General features: G+C 49.3%; 18 protein-coding genes. All 18 read right to left on the bottom strand.

All coding sequences use genetic code 11. The features are described 5' to 3' along the window. Window positions 1–437: 437 nt before the first annotated feature. Window positions 438–638: a hypothetical protein gene (locus tag ACTQ48_RS10050; RefSeq protein WP_441085655.1), complete on the bottom strand. Its 201-nt coding sequence runs from the start codon at window positions 636–638 to the stop codon at window positions 438–440. Between the two features lie 99 nt (window positions 639–737). Then, the gene (locus tag ACTQ48_RS10045) at window positions 738–1,469 is read right to left on the bottom strand and encodes a peptidoglycan-binding domain-containing protein (protein ID WP_441042412.1); all 732 of its coding nucleotides are present in this window, start codon (window positions 1,467–1,469) and stop codon (window positions 738–740) included. Between the two features lie 15 nt (window positions 1,470–1,484). Beyond that, window positions 1,485–2,348, bottom strand: a complete 864-nt coding sequence (locus ACTQ48_RS10040) for a hypothetical protein (protein WP_441085653.1) — start codon at window positions 2,346–2,348, stop codon at window positions 1,485–1,487. Then, window positions 2,345–2,575 carry a hypothetical protein gene (locus tag ACTQ48_RS10035; protein WP_154695874.1) on the bottom strand — a complete coding sequence of 77 codons (231 nt, stop codon included), beginning with the start codon at window positions 2,573–2,575 and terminating at the stop codon, window positions 2,345–2,347. Before ACTQ48_RS10035 ends, ACTQ48_RS10040 begins: the two co-directional genes overlap by 4 nt. Beyond that, window positions 2,565–2,876, bottom strand: coding sequence for a hypothetical protein (locus tag ACTQ48_RS10030; protein ID WP_441085652.1), 312 nt, complete (start codon window positions 2,874–2,876; stop codon window positions 2,565–2,567). The genes ACTQ48_RS10035 and ACTQ48_RS10030 overlap by 11 nt, the downstream gene beginning before the upstream one ends. Next, the gene (locus ACTQ48_RS10025) at window positions 2,873–3,868 is read right to left on the bottom strand and encodes a phage DNA encapsidation protein (RefSeq protein ID WP_441085651.1); all 996 of its coding nucleotides are present in this window, start codon (window positions 3,866–3,868) and stop codon (window positions 2,873–2,875) included. Before ACTQ48_RS10025 ends, ACTQ48_RS10030 begins: the two co-directional genes overlap by 4 nt. 8 nt (window positions 3,869–3,876) lie before the next feature. Continuing rightward, the gene (locus ACTQ48_RS10020; RefSeq protein WP_441085650.1) at window positions 3,877–5,145 is read right to left on the bottom strand and encodes a hypothetical protein; all 1,269 of its coding nucleotides are present in this window, start codon (window positions 5,143–5,145) and stop codon (window positions 3,877–3,879) included. A 13-nt stretch (window positions 5,146–5,158) separates the two neighbouring features. Then, complete coding sequence (locus ACTQ48_RS10015) at window positions 5,159–6,880, bottom strand: glycosyl hydrolase family 28-related protein (protein ID WP_441563936.1); 1,722 nt, start codon at window positions 6,878–6,880, stop codon at window positions 5,159–5,161. Window positions 6,881–6,892: 12 nt separating this feature from the next. After that, window positions 6,893–7,594, bottom strand: coding sequence for a hypothetical protein (locus ACTQ48_RS10010; RefSeq protein ID WP_441085648.1), 702 nt, complete (start codon window positions 7,592–7,594; stop codon window positions 6,893–6,895). Next, window positions 7,575–8,453, bottom strand: coding sequence for a hypothetical protein (locus tag ACTQ48_RS10005; protein WP_441085647.1), 879 nt, complete (start codon window positions 8,451–8,453; stop codon window positions 7,575–7,577). Before ACTQ48_RS10005 ends, ACTQ48_RS10010 begins: the two co-directional genes overlap by 20 nt. Before the next feature lie 56 nt (window positions 8,454–8,509). After that, on the bottom strand, window positions 8,510–10,669 hold the full coding sequence (locus ACTQ48_RS10000) for a hypothetical protein (RefSeq protein WP_441085646.1): 2,160 nt from the start codon (window positions 10,667–10,669) through the stop codon (window positions 8,510–8,512). A 106-nt stretch (window positions 10,670–10,775) separates the two neighbouring features. Then, window positions 10,776–12,410 carry a hypothetical protein gene (locus ACTQ48_RS09995; RefSeq protein ID WP_441141006.1) on the bottom strand — a complete coding sequence of 545 codons (1,635 nt, stop codon included), beginning with the start codon at window positions 12,408–12,410 and terminating at the stop codon, window positions 10,776–10,778. Next, window positions 12,410–12,709, bottom strand: coding sequence for a hypothetical protein (locus tag ACTQ48_RS09990; protein WP_441085739.1), 300 nt, complete (start codon window positions 12,707–12,709; stop codon window positions 12,410–12,412). The genes ACTQ48_RS09995 and ACTQ48_RS09990 overlap by 1 nt, the downstream gene beginning before the upstream one ends. Before the next feature lie 285 nt (window positions 12,710–12,994). After that, on the bottom strand, window positions 12,995–13,183 hold the full coding sequence (locus ACTQ48_RS09985) for a hypothetical protein (protein WP_441069514.1): 189 nt from the start codon (window positions 13,181–13,183) through the stop codon (window positions 12,995–12,997). Window positions 13,184–13,232: 49 nt separating this feature from the next. After that, window positions 13,233–14,894: a DNA polymerase gene (locus ACTQ48_RS09980; protein WP_441141009.1), complete on the bottom strand. Its 1,662-nt coding sequence runs from the start codon at window positions 14,892–14,894 to the stop codon at window positions 13,233–13,235. Between the two features lie 15 nt (window positions 14,895–14,909). Continuing rightward, on the bottom strand, window positions 14,910–15,704 hold the full coding sequence (locus ACTQ48_RS09975; protein WP_441563939.1) for a hypothetical protein: 795 nt from the start codon (window positions 15,702–15,704) through the stop codon (window positions 14,910–14,912). A 74-nt stretch (window positions 15,705–15,778) separates the two neighbouring features. Beyond that, window positions 15,779–16,303 (bottom strand): hypothetical protein, encoded by a 525-nt coding sequence (locus tag ACTQ48_RS09970; RefSeq protein ID WP_441570794.1) that lies wholly within the window; start codon window positions 16,301–16,303, stop codon window positions 15,779–15,781. A 68-nt stretch (window positions 16,304–16,371) separates the two neighbouring features. Next, the gene (locus tag ACTQ48_RS09965; RefSeq protein ID WP_441085743.1) at window positions 16,372–16,815 is read right to left on the bottom strand and encodes a hypothetical protein; all 444 of its coding nucleotides are present in this window, start codon (window positions 16,813–16,815) and stop codon (window positions 16,372–16,374) included. Between the last annotated feature and the right edge of the window lie 346 nt (window positions 16,816–17,161).

The raw sequence follows: 17,161 nt of genomic DNA, 5'->3' as shown, positions 1-17,161 counted from the left end.
CCTAGCCTTGGGCTAGGGCTATCGGTTATTTTCGTTGGGTCATGAGTGTTGGCGAATATTTTCGAGGATATAGTCTGCGTAGGCTAGTAGTGCTTCGGACTTGTCCTGTGTATAGGCGATTAGTGTAATGTCTCCAGTTACTGTGTCGTATGTCTGACAGAGATACCCTGAGATTGTGCCACCATACGCGTATATCAGGAACACAATTTCGTTGGTTGACTGACATAAAATTGAGCGAACGACTCGGTATTGCTGAAAGTCATAGGAGGTGTAGTTGACTGCGACAATGAGGTCAACGGCGATTCGAGTCGTGTTGATGTTAGGGGTCATGGCGTGTGTCCTTTCAGGTGGCCTACACTCATCGTAGCATAGTTTTCGCCCGACACAACACGTATCGGGCGAAAACTATGGATGAGTTTTACGGTCTGGCGGAGGACTCAGTTCTTGGCGTGCTTGGCCACGATGGCCCAGAAGTCGGCACCTTCGACCTGGACTGCGTACCCGTCGTGGAAGTCCCCCAACACCTCGTCCGCGATGGCGTCCACGTCGTAGTCGTCGGCGTCGGCCATACCGCTGTTGATGACTGCGATGACCTCCATATGCAGGGCTTCGTTGCGGGTGCTGTAGGTGGCGTTCATGTTCTTGTCCTTTCGTCGGCCCGTTGTCGGGCTATGTGTTCATCGTAGCATAGTTTTCGCCCGACACAACACGTATCGGGCGAAAACTATGGATGAGTTTTACGGTCTGACTGTGACACTCATGCCAGCAAGCTCAAAAAGTTTGGCCAGTTCCCTGGGGCCTAACCAGCCATCGGGTTTGCTGGCACCACTGTATCGGCGCTGGAAACCTGTCGTGCCCCTGACACCGTTACCGACTGTCTGACTACCGTAGTGGCCGTCTATGTAACGCGAATCGAGATAGCCGAGTTTGCCCAGTGCGCGTTCCAACGTCAACACCTGTTGGCCGTAGGGACCAACCGGCCTGCCCGTCTTGGACGGATCACTGTATCGCGCGCTGCGCAAATTTTCGACGCTGACGCTTGCAGTATCAACGATGTTGGTCGGCCAGCGTGACTCGGTGGAAAACAGTACGTGAACATGATCGTAGTGGCGCGTTGAGATGTCGCCTGTTTTGTTGAGATTCTTCCATGTCCGGCGTTCACGCGACCATGACCGGTTTTTCCAAATAATCCATACGAATTTCAGTTTGTCGACATTGGCGATGAGATAATCGCAGAAAGCATCCCCAGCGCGAGCTTGTTCTACGGTAGGCCACGCATTGACTTTACTGGAAAACATAAAGTCAACGGCTCGCCTTGTTCTGTGCTCCTTTGAGTTGAGTCTAAATCCACTGCCAACCCACATACAACGCATAATTGTGCTGCGTTGTGTCATGTCATAGAGTCGTATTGTAATGTCTCGAATGGGCGGGTTGACTGCGCCTAGGTACCTGAATGGATCAACTGCCATGATAATCAATCTCCTTTATTTGTGGAAAACTCCGTTAATTCCGACATAGGTCACGCCTGTAGCGTTGACAGGCTCACGGTAGCTAGCGGGAAAATCAATCACACCATTACCCCCAATAGCGGGGGTGATCGTAATTCCGTTGTACGTGAATGCGGACAGGAAACAAGGTTTACTCAGTGTGAATGGCAGTCGTGCCGCCTGCTTTGTAATGTCACCTTTAATCAATCCACTAATCATGTACACATTCGTAGCAATCTCTGCATACTTCAAAACATAACTACCAACGTTTTCGAATCCGTTCAACAGTTCCACGGTTATTTCTGTTGCGGGCGACAATGGGCCGGGGATACCGGGGTCACCTCGGTCGCCCTTAGGGCCGGGGTCGCCCTTGTCGCCCTTGATGCCCTTCTCACCGTGCATTCCGGGGTCACCTCGGTCGCCCTTAGGGCCGGGGTCGCCCCTGTCGCCCTTGATGCCCGGCCTACCGGGCACGCCGCGCTCACCGGGCTTACCAGGGTCACCTTTAGGGCCGGGGTCGCCCTTGTCGCCTTTAGGGCCGGGGTCGCCCCTGTCGCCCTTGTCGCCCTTGTCGCCCTGGGCAACGATATTGGTGGGGGTGACAATGGGCGGCAGATGGTTGGCGATGTCCCAGTCTTTCCCTGTGATTGTGACAATGAATGCTGGTGTTTCCCTACCGAGTGCGATAGTGAGCTCATAAACCCCCGATTCGATCACAGTGGGGAGCAAATCATAGTCACGGTTGACAGGAATCTTGAGGCTAATGCCGCGCGAATTAGTGAATTGTACATAGCCGCCGAAATTCCAATATTCGTCACTAGGCCAAGCGCGTACACTACCGTAAACATTAGTCGTGCTCATTCTTCCCCATCCTTTGCACGTCTGGCGTCCGTTGTTTCCGACAATTCTTTTTCCAGCTTGCTAGGCGTATTGAGGAAAGCGAGTCCGCATACTGCGCTGGCGAGCGCTAGCCATGCGGCCAATTGGTTGGCCTCAATGAATCCGTACACCGAAAGCAGGCCGAACACAGATACAGCAATACCATACACCCACTGTCTTGTAGTCGGCTCAAAAACCTTATTCTTCATTAACGCGCCTTTCGAGTTCACGTAGTTTAGACCATGCGGAAGCAATGGACTGACTGGCAGTAATTCTCTCTATTTTCTCACTGTTCAATTCTCGTTTAACGTCACGAAAATTCTCGTTGAATGTGTTTCTCATTGAATCTATCTGGTCTTTAAGTTCTCTGTTTTGTAGCACAATGTCAGACAACTTGACCATCTGATATTCATACTTAACTCTCATGTTGTTAATAATAGCAACAATGATTGTAGCAAACGGCACCATCACGGCACCTGCGCCGACAAGCGCATAGTAAACGTCAATCATCGCTTGAAAATTTCCGTGAACGCGTTACGCGTGCGCGGACAGTCGAAGTACATTCTCCCATGACGATAGGCAGTGCGCAGAATTTGCGCTAAACCATCGCTATAGACCATGAGAGTTTTTCCCCTGTTCATTCTCACAGGGTTAAGCACGAATATCCTTTCGTTCTTTGGTCGTTTTTCTTGGACATAGTATGCGGACGCTGTATGTGTCCAAATCGAGAAACTACCCCCGCTAAGTTCCATTGTCGCTAGATACGTGGCTTCGCTCGGTTTAGTGGCAATAAGTCCATCATGATTGTCAGCAAACGTATTGCCGACCGAATATGACTCGTATTCGGTACCGGAGATGAATTGTCCGAATCTGGTTTGTTTGACGTATTCCATGAACTCTGCCGATTTAGGGAATTGCGCAACGATGAACCCGTTCTTTCGAGTCACGAACTCACCTTTAGCAGGCGGTTTAATGTCGTACTCAGAAAAATACGGGTTCATGATGGACACACTGTTAGCGAGAAAGATTACACGTGTTTTGTCTTTCGACCGGTCAACTGTGTTGTAGAAGTCATTAAGCCGCTTGTGTTCGGCGGGCAGGTACTGAGTGAATCCTTTTTCGATGATAAACTCATCGAAAATGATCTTTGTTACGCGCGGATAGGCAACAGACTTTTTCGATTGAGCTTGCGACAATGCAGCAAAGTATCCGAATGTCTCCCACTTCGGTTTAGTGACATCAGGGTTACGCGTGAGTTGTGCCAAGTCGCCCAACACCCTAAACCCGTAGTCAGGAAATTCATGAGCGCAGTCATCGAAGAAAGTTTGTTTAGTGGTGAGTTCAGTGGCAAACCGTCGAAGATAGATAAATTCTTTGCCGTTTTTCAGGTAGTCCCTGATTGCCCACACTTTAGCGCCATAAGTTTTGCCGATGCCACGTCCGCCTACAACAAAGTTGTAGACGGCATTACGCGACAGAATAGGTGTCAATGAGTAGTACATGCTTCCCCCTAGGCGACTTGGCGACGTACCCATACTAGCCCAGCTTTCCAGTCACGGATAGCCGATGGTCTCGGCCCACGGTCAACCGTACCGGACGCCAGACCTGACAGGCCTGCCCGGTACGCTTTTTCCTGTCGAATCATACTCTCAGGCCGGTGACTGCAACCGATCAAACCGAGATGATAGTGTGGTGAGAATTTCGAACTGTCTGTTTGGTCACGATACCAACCCGCACAACCCGCTTCGCGCATAAACAAGTCTAGCGCTTGATTGTACGACCGCATACGCAAATCGAGCGTTCCGCCTTTAGTGTGAGTGTCTTTCGAGTTGTTGTCATACGGCAAATATCCTCCTTTAGTGACATGAATGCTACTGGAAATAAGCCCTTTCTTGACTGCTGCCGCGCTCACTTCAGTAATCCACTGACCAGCACAACCGCATGTCTTAAACGTGGCATTGCCGAGTGTCACAGTAATGGGTCCTGCCCGGTCATTGAAACTGTCTGGAGTGGCGGTGACCGGCTCGGGGGTGACAAGCAACACAGCATCAATGACCTTGGCTCGTAAATCTTCGGCGTGAGCCGGTTTGGACGCGGTAGGGTGCCCACGGTTAATTGCCCTGCTAATTGTTGACCAAGGGGAACTGGCCGTGTCGCACCACTCAAACAAGTTTTTTCCCGACCATGGGCCTTGCTGATGGAATTCCCAAATCGCAGTGTAGGGGGCCCACTTCAAGTTTTCGAGCTCGGTCGGGGTATTGACGAACATGTTTTCATCGCTAATCAGACCGAAAGATTTCATCCATTTACCGAACCGTAGATAGGCCTCTTTCCATGTGAGCTGAACCCAACCTCGTCCAACGTAAGGCGCGTACCTGGCATTGTCCGCGCCCTGCTCTTTCACCAATCTAAAGCCACCAGTTTCCTGTAAACATTCACCAACAAAGCACGCGGCTCGTTTTTTGTTGGAAAGAATGCCCGGATACGTGGCCGCAATAGCATCATTAAAGCCCTTCGCCACTTGCTCGGGGGTCTGCAACATCTGCGACTCAATCGCACCATAGGCGCGGTTACCAACTCGAATCATTTCGGCAGTGATTGTCACGCCGGAATATTCCCCGTCACCCGGTACTGTAGGCGCTTCGTAGCCCACGCCTACAGTACCGGACAACCACCAACCGTTAGGCGCGCGATATAGTGTCTCGGTTGTGCCATTGTTCATCCGACATACCAAAGTTTGGTCGCCCAACATTTGAATGTTGACAATATCGCCCGCCATGATCGTTCTCTTTCTATTCAGGGTTACCGTTGACGTCGCACCACCGCGTGCCATTCCACCAATAAGGCTTCTTTTTTACCCCGTTGTAGTAGGTTGCGCCTTGTAGGCGCGGCATGTCAGTGCCTGTCATGGCAGGGTGACTACCGTTTTGCGGGATACGCATAAACGTTCCTGTAGACACAAGATTGCCGCCGGTAAAAATCATGTCTTTACTGAGTCCGGTTGTGCCATTGTCGGGGACCATCACAAAACTGTTGCCCTGCGGGAGGTGCGTATAGGGCATGTAGTCTGCGTTGTCCCAGTATTGCACATACCATAGATCGTTGAGGAGTGTAAAACGTGCCTTAGTCACGCCGCCCTGAGACCATGAAAAACCGATGTTTCTTGGCGCACCATTACCGGCAGGGTTGCCACCTTTAAACGTGTTTCCGATTGATGTAATTCTTCCTTCGGTGGCGTCACCATTAGCGTTCACGAAATTAATTGTGTTGGTCATGTACACAAAACACCCATAGAAACCGACACTAAAGTTTTTCAGCATACCAACTTTAGCAACAGTTCCTCCCGGCCACTGTTCATATGTTTTTCCTGTCGGCATAGCTGTTTCAAAGTAAACGCCGAAAAAGACTGTTGACGTGTTGTTGTCCGCTTGTAGTCCAGTATCGTATGCTTCAATGGCGCCGCCGATCACTTTCACGTCACACTGATTAGTTTCCCTGATGCCAATTCCAGGGTTGCCGTTGTAATCGAGGCAAGCGAATTGCGGCGTTGTCACGGTTAGGTTATAACAGTATTTCACGTCCAACGAAATTTTGTTCCTGTAGGTTCGCAGTCGAGTAATGTCTCCATACCAGACTTCGTTACAGTAAACCGCAGTATCAAACCGCTGTACATTGACGTTGACAATGCGGACGCCACCAACGCACGTTACGCCTACCCCAGCATTGTTTCCCCGGATAGCCAAGTCCTGAATTCCCGCATTGTATTTCAGTTCGATGGCGGGACCACTTGTGACGCGCGCCAGAATGCCGGAAAATTCGTTGTCATCACCATCACTGAAACTAGTCCCGCGTAGGCGAGTGTACCGAGGAACTGTGAGAGTTTGCGTAATAACATATTTTCCTTGCGGAATGAACACGTCGCCCGATTCGCCTGCCGCGCTAATTGCCGCTTTGAACGCGCTTGTATCATCATTAGTTCCGTCGCCTTTAGCGCCAAAGTCGCGCACATTGAATGTGAGCGCATTCTTGGAAACCTTGGAATTCATTTCACTACGGACTGATGCTAGTTCCGTTGTCATCCTATTTTCATACTCGGCCAATGTGGCAGTGTACGAATTCGCCAACTGGGCAAACTCGGCAACAATTCCCTTAGCCTCGGTGTTGGCAGAATTCGCCTGCTGAATTGCTTCGTTGAGTTGGGCGACTTTCGTACCAACATCGGATAGTTGTTTGTCGAGTTTTGCTTGCATGTCGGCAAGGGCAGTATCATAACTGTTTTTCAGCGTAGACATTGACTGTAGCGCAGTCTCAATTGCCCGGTTAGTGTCGGTGATAAGTGTTCCCATATTACCGGTTAGGTCTGTATAGAGATTAGAAATTGACGCGACCGCACCATTCAATGCCTGCAATTTTTCAAGTAGTGTCATTCCCTCTCGATATGTGTATGGTGCGACACTACCGACAGGATAACTCGGGATAGGGACAAACAGCGGAAATGGCGAATTGTTGGACATAAAGTTTTCTCCTTAGAAAAAGTACCGATAACCTGAAAGATACTGAGTGTAATCGTCGCCTTGAAAGTCTGGAAGAATGTCGCCATTGTTCCACAAAGACATAAACAAGTCTTGCAATTCTGCAATAACCATCATGTCCACATTGACAAGGATAGACCGCCACTCAGCGATGAGGCTAGCGCCAGTGGCCTGCCTGCCCGTCACGTGAGACGACTGAGAGCCTGCCATATCCTGACTGCCCGACGTGGAGTCGTCAGAGTGTGCCTGAGCCTCGGTGCGCGATTCTGAGACGCTACCAGAGTCCGCGTAATCCTCACCCGGTTTGAGAGCCGTCTGAGGCGTTGTCGAAGCGATGGCGCGTGAGTGTGTCTCGGTGGCGTTATCGGTGCTGCCAGTCTGGCGCTGCGTTGTATCGGCACGTTGTGCTGAGGTGCCGAGCGTGGACAGGTCAACCGTGGACAACGGATCGAATTTCAGTCTTTCCGACCGATACAACTCGTTGTAATAGGGCATAATTTCACTCATGCGCCTATTCAACGCAAAGACGAACATATCGCCAGTTTCGTACCCAATCTCACGATGAGTGTAATGGTCAAGAATTTTCTTATTCAGTGGGAGACGATAGGACTCATCAAAGATAGGGTATTCTTTGAGTCCGATATCAACGCCCATAACATCAATGAGCGCGCCCAACTCAATCGTAAAGGTTGCCACTGCCGCTATCCTCCTTTAGATCAGAATTGAAAGACAAGTCCATAACCGATTCATCATCGCCCAAGTCCCACGAAACTTTGACATGCAAACCGTATTTTTCATTGATTCGATCTGCCGCATCTAAACGACATTTCAACGCGGCATTGCGGACTGACAGAATTTGTGAGTCATTCGAGCCGACTTCGGCGGCCACTAATCTTTCTTTCTTGTCCTGATTTGAGTTGTTGATACCGAGCAATGTCATGCATTCAAGCCAAATTTTCTGTTTTGCTTCAAGTAGGCGTAATACCGCGTCTTTATCAATCCCGGTATCAAGCGACTTGATGTTATCAATGTCGAAAGTATCAGTACCCCAGATGATAAACTCCCCGTCGTTAATGTTTTTCATCGCGTTAAGCAACGATAGGCGCTGCGCTTCACTCGCAATAACAATGTAGGGGTGACGTTGTTGCATTGTTGTCAACTCGATTGTGCGGTCAATCTCCGCTAGTTTCGTGGCGTAAATCATCACGATATCGGTGTCTGGCGTGCGTAAGTAGTTTGCCCAGATGGGCACACAATGGCGAGCGCTCATCGTACGGTTGAGATAGGTTGGCCCTCCGGTAACCATGAATCGTGTTGGGTTGTCGTAGAAATTGACTTCCCCAGCGCCAGCGCCGCGCAAAGCAAAGAAGCGACCCAAATTCTCATCACGGAAAAATACGACAAGCGCCTGTCTGAACAATGTCAATTCCAAGAATCGTGCATCAATTTCTGTTGGCAGGTTATCCCACTTAAACCGATTACACGACAGTTCTGTGAGTACGCGCACATACATACGCGACATGATCGTTTTCCGCGACCTGTCGGGCGACGCCATGAACCTTGAGTAAATGTCGTCATGAACATAGTCCGGCCTATTTCGTCGCTTAGCCATTAGTACCCCCGCTGAGAAAGATAGTAACCATAAATAGGTTCATTGTTTTCCAATATAGTAATTCCGATGGCGCTAGGATCATGCCACACAGTCACACCTTTTTCAAAAATGCCCCGAATTGTTTGCTTGTAGTTCTCTGGACACCATGAGGCCGACAGATAGAGCTCACGCAACTTCCAATACGTAAAGGTGGACATACATTGCAAATCACGCGGCAGCTGATTAGTGTACCGGTTGACGGCATACCCATAGCGCAACCAATAACCCCCAATCATCGCCATTGTACCGGGGGAAAGTGTTTTCAGTCTTGCCTGAATATGCATTCCGGTAGTCGCCAGCAAAAACGCCTCGCCACCTACTTGCCCGCTCACAGTTGGTTGCGTGAGTTTAGAATCTTGAACTCGAGCATTAATCGCGCCGATTGTGTTGGCATAGTCACCCTTAGCAGCATAATCGGCGTATGTTTTGTTTGAGTCGCGCATATACTGCCCGGTACTCACGCGAGCGCTTGTCTGCGATTGTGCCAAATCGTTGGCTATCGCCGTGGACTGCGTATCCGCATTCACACTGATACCGGTACTGACGCCACGCGTCAGAGCGCTACCGATGCCGGCCCCAGGGTTGGTTCCCACTGCCGACGCCAGATCGCCAATCATGCCGACGCCCATACCCTGATACGCCGCCTGCGACCTGACGCCTAGCTGCGCTTGTGAGCTGGCGACCGCCATATTCGTCAGCGATTGTTGTAAGTCGAGTCCCGCCGATGATTGATCGTAGCCGAGTTGATTAGCGGTGAGCGCTTTTTGTTGTGCCCAGTTTGCCGAGTCATGTTGATAGGCAATTGAGTGTGCATTAGACGCCATGAACGCCAGATAAGAATTATTTGTTACTGAGAACATGGGCAGATTGTTGACGCCAGTCGTCATTGCCAATGCCTCACCAGAATCATGATAGTTGTGCTTTATGTAGGTGTTGACGTTATAGTCTGTAGGGTGAAAAACAATGCGCGGCGATGGTTGCGCTACATGGCACGCCATTGTCATTTTAACCGGAAGTGTTCTGTTGACATTGAATGTTGATAGCTTATTCATTCTCTCCGGTTTGAGCACAATCGGCGTACCGGTATTTGTTGTCACCTCAATATACGTATAGGGATACGTGAGAAACTTTGTCAGATAGCGGAAACAGCCATTTTGAAACGACTGCGGCATACCGTCTAACACATTGTCAACAAGCGTAAAGGTGACAAACTTTTCAATAGCCGTTTGCGACGGAATGTAGCAACCATCGAACTTATCTACCGTGGCACAATTTTCAGTTTTGACAAGCTCCGAGGGGACCATGTACACAGCAGAAATACCCTGACTAATCCAAGGAAAGTCTTGCAATTTCTGAGTAAACGTGATGTAACTACTTACCGAGTCGAAGTAGTATGCGGCCATGCCATTAGGCAGACCTTCCATTGTGTTGCCTGTAGCGGACTTGAGTTTGGGGTTGTCGAGTGTTCCCCAATCTTCCTCCAACTTGACCGTGCTATACACAATAACACCATATGAATCATAGTAATTGTCGCCCGGTTGACTCTTTAGATTCGCTATGTGCTTCGACCATACCCCTGACACAGTGTAATCGTTTCCCAAGTCCAAACCTTCCGGTTCGCACAGTTGGTTAATAGCGGCCTTGCTGTGCGACGATTCGTCGGCAATTCCCACATGTCCACGTTCAATGTACGCCGAATTAAACGTTACATAGGGGAAGAATGATTGCCACACATCAAGTTGCACAAAAATTTCTGTTGTATTCGGTGCCGCGCGCCGCATATCCTGAATGAAATAGTAGAAAGTGCGACCATTACCATCACCATACCCCGGACGCTCGCCAATAGGTTGCACAGCATTGTGAACCCTAATGTAATTGTACGTATAGGCGTTGTTGAATGGCAGCGGGATACGGATAGGCTCGCCTACGCGCGCATAGGACATACGATCAAACACGATTGTTTGAGTGGCTTCACTTTCCCTAAACAGATATTTATCTAGTTCCTTGTGATCTTTGAACTTCACAATGTCCCGATAGTCAGCATTCCATGCAACTCTATGTAAACTAACCGTAGTCCCCGGTGTCCACATATCGAAAGAAAATTCGTGATTAGCGTCCATTAAAACAATTCTCCTTTAAGCGGATATGCACAGTGGCCTAGGGTATAGGACACGATACCCTAGGCCACTGTGCTGCCAGCGTGAGGGATACGCCGGCGACCTCCGACTAACTCAGGGTCACCACATAATCTACAGGTGCCCCAGTACCGGGGTCAATCTTGACCGTGATTGTCTTACCCCCATTCGACGCCTTGACGCCCGCCACAGTAGTGCCCGGCGCAGTGGACACTTCCACATCAGCAGCGGTGGCCGTGCCGACGCCTGCCAGCGTATAGGTATAGGTACCAGACACAACCGGTACGCTAATGCCCTTTACAGTAATCGCAATGTCCTTACTACCCTGTACAGGCCAGTTACCAAGCTTGTCGCCAACAACCGGGACAGGCTTCGTCGTGCTGAAACCGTCATCACGCGGGTTATCATCAGGAATATATGCGGTCTGAGCCTTAACAGTTAGAGTAGTGGCAGTCTCATCATAACCACAGTGCAAAACACCTGTAGAAGTAATGTATGTGCGGTTAGACGTGCCCCCGGACACGGACCAAATCACAGCACCATTCGGCGGGTTATCAGACTTGGCAGTCTTACCGGACGCAGTGAATGCGACAAGTCCGCCGCGCATGACGTTCGTAGCATCGCCCTCAAAACTGATGTCAGTAATTCCGGTGATCGGCTCATTCTTAATCACAATCTCATCCCTGTGCAAAGTTGAGAACATAACAGCTGGCGCAAAGCGGGATGCGGAAATAATTCCCCAGTGGTGAAGGAAGTAGTTCATTCCCAAACTCACCGGGTTATACTGACTCGCATTCTCAAGTCGAGTATCAGCGAGTACGAAAAAATCCTTAGTTGTGAGAATTGCCTCGCAACCATTAATCTCAAACATCGCCTTAGGAATAGTAATCACTCGGTTAGGAATATCAGCTTTCTCAATATTGAACGCAGCTGCCAGCGCTTCAACATTAATAGCAGCCTGAAACTCTGGCGTAGTAAACAACACCATTTCATCAGCATTAGCGAAAGTCGGCATACGCGCGGCATTGTACTGACGCGACACATAGCGCATATTCCCATTCACAGCAAGAATACTGCGCAAAGCCTTGCGGGCATCATCGGGCGATGATTCAATGGACGCGATATCGGGAATTTGGACGCGATAAAAACCACCATTAGATTCATACTCACTAAACAGCTTGCAAGTCATGAGGAATTCGTCCCACTGATCTGACGTTGAAGGTGCGGCCATCAACTGAGAGACGAACGAAGAAAGTCCCCCATTTTCGAGGAAAGCTCGCTGCAATTGCGGTTCATTAATCGTAATCTTGTAGAAATTCTCACGATTAACGCGGTGGAAATTCGCTTGCACTTCGGGTGCTTCGGTCCCGAAAATAGCTTTTTCCATGTAATCGCGGTCGGGGTCATAGACGTGCGCCTTAAGGAGTCCGACCTGAATTTCTTCGATAGTATCGCCGTAATTCAACATTCCTCGCTTGAATTCTTGAAGCGGGTTAGTCCATGAAATATTGCGTGCAACAACCGAGCCAATACGGTTAACGAGCGCATCAACAAATTGATTCCACATAGGGCGGTACTGTGTGAGTGAATTTAGGGTGTCGCGCAAATTTGCTTGCGTGGCCTTAGGAATACGGTTACGGTATTCGCTTGTCGCGTCATTGCGAATAGCGTTAAGAATTGCCTCATTAGGAAGATTCTTAAGCGGTTCAATTGCCATAGTGGGCATTAGTTACTCTCCTTATCAAACAAGTCATCAAAACTAATTTCTTCGTTGTCGTCAGTAGCGATTTCCTCGGACTCACTTTCCCCAGTTTCCTCCTTAGGAACTGAAGTCAGCAAATCATAGTTCATGATCTTTAACTTGGTCACCTCGTCAGTCAGTGCCTGAATAGTATTATTCCTGGATTCGAGTTCCGACTCAAACCCTACACTCTGAGACTCGATAGCAGTAACCAAATTATCGTATGGCGTCATGTCCGAATCTTCCCCAAACATGGCACGCAATTGTGCCAACAATTCTTCCACGGATAAACCTTCTTTCACTAGTGAATGGGCCTTGTCCACAGTATAAGCGGAATGCCCGACAAAGCGCCATACGCCAGTCGGGCATTCCCAAAACGATGAGAGCCGGCCATATCGACACGCCAGGCCACCGTGGCAGGGTGTAGCTAGTCTCAGTAGGTCTCATCCTATGCCAGCCCTCTCCGGGTACTCTGAGCCGCGCCTAGCACTCGACAGGGACTCTCATCACCGCTAGTATAGACCACAAAACGGCCCACACAAATACTGTGTGGGCCGTTGTGCGGTTGTTTACTTGGTCGGCGCGGTGGCCTTGACTTCAGCGCCATGCTTTGCCGCGTACTCAGTCAGCGCATCGCGCACAATGTCGCGGAATTCCTTACGGACGCTCCAACGGTACTCGTCAAGTGCTTCATACAGATCAGCAGGAATGGTCAGATTGATGGACTTGGTAGCAACAACGTTCTTGGGACGAGCCATGATATCTCCTTAGTTAGCCGATGGACTGTGTTGTCCACTGGAAACCAGACTACACAACAACTGTCGCAGGTGTCAACCGGAAACCGACATCAGTGAGAACAACGCCACCTGGTACACGTTTAGGCACTAGTTTGCCCTTGTAGGTTGCCCCAGTCATCATGTCAGACAGGGTAGCTGATTTGGCAACATGAGCGGGCAAACCCGCAATATGAACAATGTCGGTACCATTGATCGTTTCACCATAGCATTTAGAACGAACAAAAACTGCGCGAGTGAACACGCTTTCTTGTTTCCATGCGCCCATTCTTGTTGGGTGAATATCAATGTCGGGCAGTTCAGTGCCTAGCAGATGTAGTGAATCTGTGTCGGCATAGATGAAACGATCAAAGTTCTGTTGCGCAGCGCGTACCGTAATGTTGCGTGCATAGGACGTAATGAATACACCTACAGCAGTGTAAACGGGTTCCCTCGTTTGCAGATCACCAAGAATCAATTTCACGCGATTATCTTCTAGGACGGGAATTTTTCCAGTCACGTCAGGATTAGTGGCAAATTTCCCATACAAACTATTGAGATGTAGTTTCGCTATGACTCGCTTACCCCCGGTAGAAGTTTCCTTAATCTCAGACCATTTGTCAATGTATTGCGTAAACATACCGTAAGCACCATGAAACCTATAGCCGCCATTGTATGCGTAAATCACCAAATCGTAGTGTTCATTCCACAATGCCAAATCAACATTCGTGCAAGACAGAGTAACGGGCTCACTAATCTCTGTCAGATACTCGGTAGCCATGAAAAATCGTGAACCCTTGATCTGAATACAAGGAATATGCCCCGGTTTGAGTTTAGCAGTGAATGTAATGGACGCAATGAACAAAGAATAACCATCACACAATTCTGGCAAACCGTCGCACCATTGTGGCGTGCCATAGGGTAATAGCGTGTTGTACATAACCGAGGGATACAAAGAATTGACGTCAAACACAATCCCCCCACCCAATTCCTTACCCTGAAACTTGGGATTAACATAAGTGAAGCCGCCACGGTAGGCAGTTCTCACGCCTTTATCCACATCATCAGGTAGCACAGGAAAAAGTCGTTTGAAGCGTTTAGACGTCATGATTCTTCGATACTCTGCTAAAGAGTCAGCGCCTACCGTTAATTTTGTTGCCCCCGCATTCAACACTTCGGCCATAGCTTGCGCCACAATTTCCACATCATGACACACATACTCAATCTCATGTGGCGTCGGCTCATACCCTATTGGCCTATCCGCTTCATAATCAATTGTACCCTTAGACAATTCAAGGTTGAACGCCTTGGCCATTGTCCCGACAGATAGCGGAATTTTCTTGTAAGAATCTCGAAACTCCGTTGTTCCACCCTTGCGCCAATAAACCTTGATTGAGTAAAACTTTCCTTGCTTACTGATAAGCGATTCAAACTCGCCCCTAACACCTTTATCCTCCGTGTGCCGATAGCCTTTTCTCAGCAGGTAGTCAAGCAAAAACATTCCATCGAAAGCAAGATTATGGAAATAAATATGACTGTGCATACGCTCAATCGTGCCCACAAACTCATCAATCGTCAGACCATAAATCGTTGTCCCCGGTTGAATTGGTGTGAGCGCCCATAACCACACTCGACAATCATCAGGGTTCACGGTTGTTTCAAAGTCAGCGACAAAGTGTGTTATCAGTGTGTCCATATGAACAATTTCGTCCTATTGTTTCAGTGCCCAATCTGCATACACATTAGCAGTCGTTAACGTATCCCTCATCACACTTTCCAACCAACCAAGCTTAGAATCTTCGTCAACCAAATCTTTCTGCTGAGAATGATAGCTCAATGCCAGTTCCGCGCCGAATGGTGAATAATTCCACAGCAGGTCAAATTGTTCATTACTCATTTTCTTAATCTTGCTATACAGCTGTTTATCAACCTCTCTCACCATTTTTGTTGCCGCGCGCTTACCAGACTTACGCGCACACTCAATTCCGCTTTGAGCTTTCTTTTTCATCTGCTGCGCAAACTTGGCAACCATGTCATTACCGGTCATCGCGCTAGCCTCACGCGTATGCGCTTTGTACAACGAATTAACAGCCGGATCGGTTTTAAACATAGCTTGCGGAATATGTGTCTGTTTCATGTAGCTTGCTACGGTTTGATTGTTCGGTAGCACTCTATCGGCATACTTGGCATAGAAGTTATCTACTTGCCGGGCATAGTCACGTTCATAGCGTTTATACTCACGCCACTGTGTGCGACTAATGGGCGCGCCACGATAGCCGCCCTCAAACTGCGTTTTTCGTGACACGAACGAATCAAGCTTCGCTACATAGGCTTTAAGTTGCCGCGAATTGTACCGATCAATAGACCCCTTAGCGCGCCTCGGATCAAACTCCGTTCCCGCAACAATCGCCCCAGTATTCCGCTTGATACGCGCAACTTTCCTCTGAGCGGCTATCTCACGCCTACGCGCCAAAGCGCGCAATTCGTTCAGACTAATGTTATCCATAGCAAAAATAATAAGCAGGGGGGGATAGGGTAGTGTGCCCTATCCCCCGCTTGTCAGTTATGCGCGTAGTGCGCTCATAGTGACCCCCATTGATCCGCCATAGCGGCAGCGAGTCCGGAAAACGTCGTGCTCCTGAGTTTCCAACGGTCCTCGCTTGGCGGGAGGTAGTGGAGACGCTGTTGTTGGTTCTTTGGGAGAAGTTCCATCAGCCCCCGGACGTCGTCAGTCGGTTCAAGCTTCGGGAGCCCGTACAACCACAACCCGGTCGCTTTCATCTCAGGGTGTCCGAACATCCAAGGTTGGACAACCTGCGTCTGCCGACCCAACCCATGCTCCTCTACCGCGTATCGGTGTTGAATCGGGTTCTCGATAGCTATCCGTGGGGAGTTGAACTGACCCATCAGCCGGAAGAACTCGGCACCTTCTTTCATCTTCGTCCAACGGTCTGGGTCTTTCTTCAACCACGAAACGCCGGAGTTAGCCAGATACGTGCACGGGGGGTGCGCAATCACCAGATCCCATTCTTCTGTCATTAAGTCACGAACGTCACCTTGGTAGTGCGGCCCGGGTGCGTCTGTGGGGAGGATGTCACAGCTCATGGCGTCATGACCCCTCGCTCTCATCGCGTCCCGAACAACTCCGCTGTATTCACAGGCCACTAAGACCTTCATAGTGCCAGTCGCAGCGTCATAAACCGGAACCCATTACGCGAGCGTTTCTCGCTCGCCATGACTGGAACAGGCGTCGGCCACGTTGACGGATGTCCGATGATAGAAATAATATTCTTCAACGATCGCGTAATACCATCAGACAGTGCCGCATAGGCCACCTTGTCGCCAGAATCAGACGTACCCAGCAACACCGCGCGCATACCGTGCTGCATAACACCATCTTCGTCAGCATAGTCCACCTCTTGAATAACAAAGTTTTCGAGGTTGAAAATTTCGTCAAGGTGATCGGCCAATTGCTCAGTATCGGAAATTGCTGCGAAAACAGCAAGCTTTCCCGCGTGATCGGTGGCGTCGAAGGTTGAGTAAACCTTAACCGCGTCGAAAGCATTAGCAGTAGTTTCGGCGGGAACAACATCAAACGTAGTCGTTTCTTCGAACATGATAGGTCTCCTTAGTTAGTCAGAATTGGAAAGAATCTTGAAGTTCATTCGTCATGTGACGATCAAACAAGTATTGAGCGAACTGGGGCCATTGATCTTTATCAAGGAATTTCGCTGCGTATTGTACTGCCTCCTTTCCTGTCAATGAAACACGATGAACTGTGTCGTATGCCTTGACTGTAGCATTACCTGTTTTGACATAGCAGCGGAACATGATCGTAGAACCATTTTCCCTAACATACCGCATATCAACATAATGCACCCTAGTCACCTCCTTTGGTCGGCATACCCCCAAGTCTAGACACACACCCAACCAACACGCAAACTACACGCATGTAAACATATC

This window comes from Collinsella sp. Sow4_E3 (assembly GCF_052116285.1).
GTDB lineage: Bacteria > Actinomycetota > Coriobacteriia > Coriobacteriales > Coriobacteriaceae > Collinsella.
Note: the sequence above shows the minus strand (reverse complement) of the source record. Positions and strands in the feature narration are given on the sequence as shown.

Excerpts from the sequence above, each read along its gene's own strand:
- ACTQ48_RS10050 (WP_441085655.1), bottom strand. The coding sequence starts at position 638 with ATGAACGCCACCTACAGCACCCGCAACGAAGCCCTGCATATGGAGGTC.
- ACTQ48_RS10045 (WP_441042412.1), bottom strand. The coding sequence starts at position 1,469 with ATGGCAGTTGATCCATTCAGGTACCTAGGCGCAGTCAACCCGCCCATT.
- ACTQ48_RS10040 (WP_441085653.1), bottom strand. The coding sequence starts at position 2,348 with ATGAGCACGACTAATGTTTACGGTAGTGTACGCGCTTGGCCTAGTGAC.
- ACTQ48_RS10035 (WP_154695874.1), bottom strand. The coding sequence starts at position 2,575 with ATGAAGAATAAGGTTTTTGAGCCGACTACAAGACAGTGGGTGTATGGT.
- ACTQ48_RS10030 (WP_441085652.1), bottom strand. The coding sequence starts at position 2,876 with ATGATTGACGTTTACTATGCGCTTGTCGGCGCAGGTGCCGTGATGGTG.
- ACTQ48_RS10025 (WP_441085651.1), bottom strand. The coding sequence starts at position 3,868 with ATGTACTACTCATTGACACCTATTCTGTCGCGTAATGCCGTCTACAAC.
- ACTQ48_RS10020 (WP_441085650.1), bottom strand. The coding sequence starts at position 5,145 with ATGGCGGGCGATATTGTCAACATTCAAATGTTGGGCGACCAAACTTTG.
- ACTQ48_RS10015 (WP_441563936.1), bottom strand. The coding sequence starts at position 6,880 with ATGTCCAACAATTCGCCATTTCCGCTGTTTGTCCCTATCCCGAGTTAT.
- ACTQ48_RS10005 (WP_441085647.1), bottom strand. The coding sequence starts at position 8,453 with ATGGCGTCGCCCGACAGGTCGCGGAAAACGATCATGTCGCGTATGTAT.
- ACTQ48_RS10000 (WP_441085646.1), bottom strand. The coding sequence starts at position 10,669 with ATGGACGCTAATCACGAATTTTCTTTCGATATGTGGACACCGGGGACT.
- ACTQ48_RS09995 (WP_441141006.1), bottom strand. The coding sequence starts at position 12,410 with ATGCCCACTATGGCAATTGAACCGCTTAAGAATCTTCCTAATGAGGCA.
- ACTQ48_RS09985 (WP_441069514.1), bottom strand. The coding sequence starts at position 13,183 with ATGGCTCGTCCCAAGAACGTTGTTGCTACCAAGTCCATCAATCTGACC.
- ACTQ48_RS09980 (WP_441141009.1), bottom strand. The coding sequence starts at position 14,894 with ATGGACACACTGATAACACACTTTGTCGCTGACTTTGAAACAACCGTG.
- ACTQ48_RS09975 (WP_441563939.1), bottom strand. The coding sequence starts at position 15,704 with ATGGATAACATTAGTCTGAACGAATTGCGCGCTTTGGCGCGTAGGCGT.
- ACTQ48_RS09970 (WP_441570794.1), bottom strand. The coding sequence starts at position 16,303 with ATGAGCTGTGACATCCTCCCCACAGACGCACCCGGGCCGCACTACCAA.
- ACTQ48_RS09965 (WP_441085743.1), bottom strand. The coding sequence starts at position 16,815 with ATGTTCGAAGAAACGACTACGTTTGATGTTGTTCCCGCCGAAACTACT.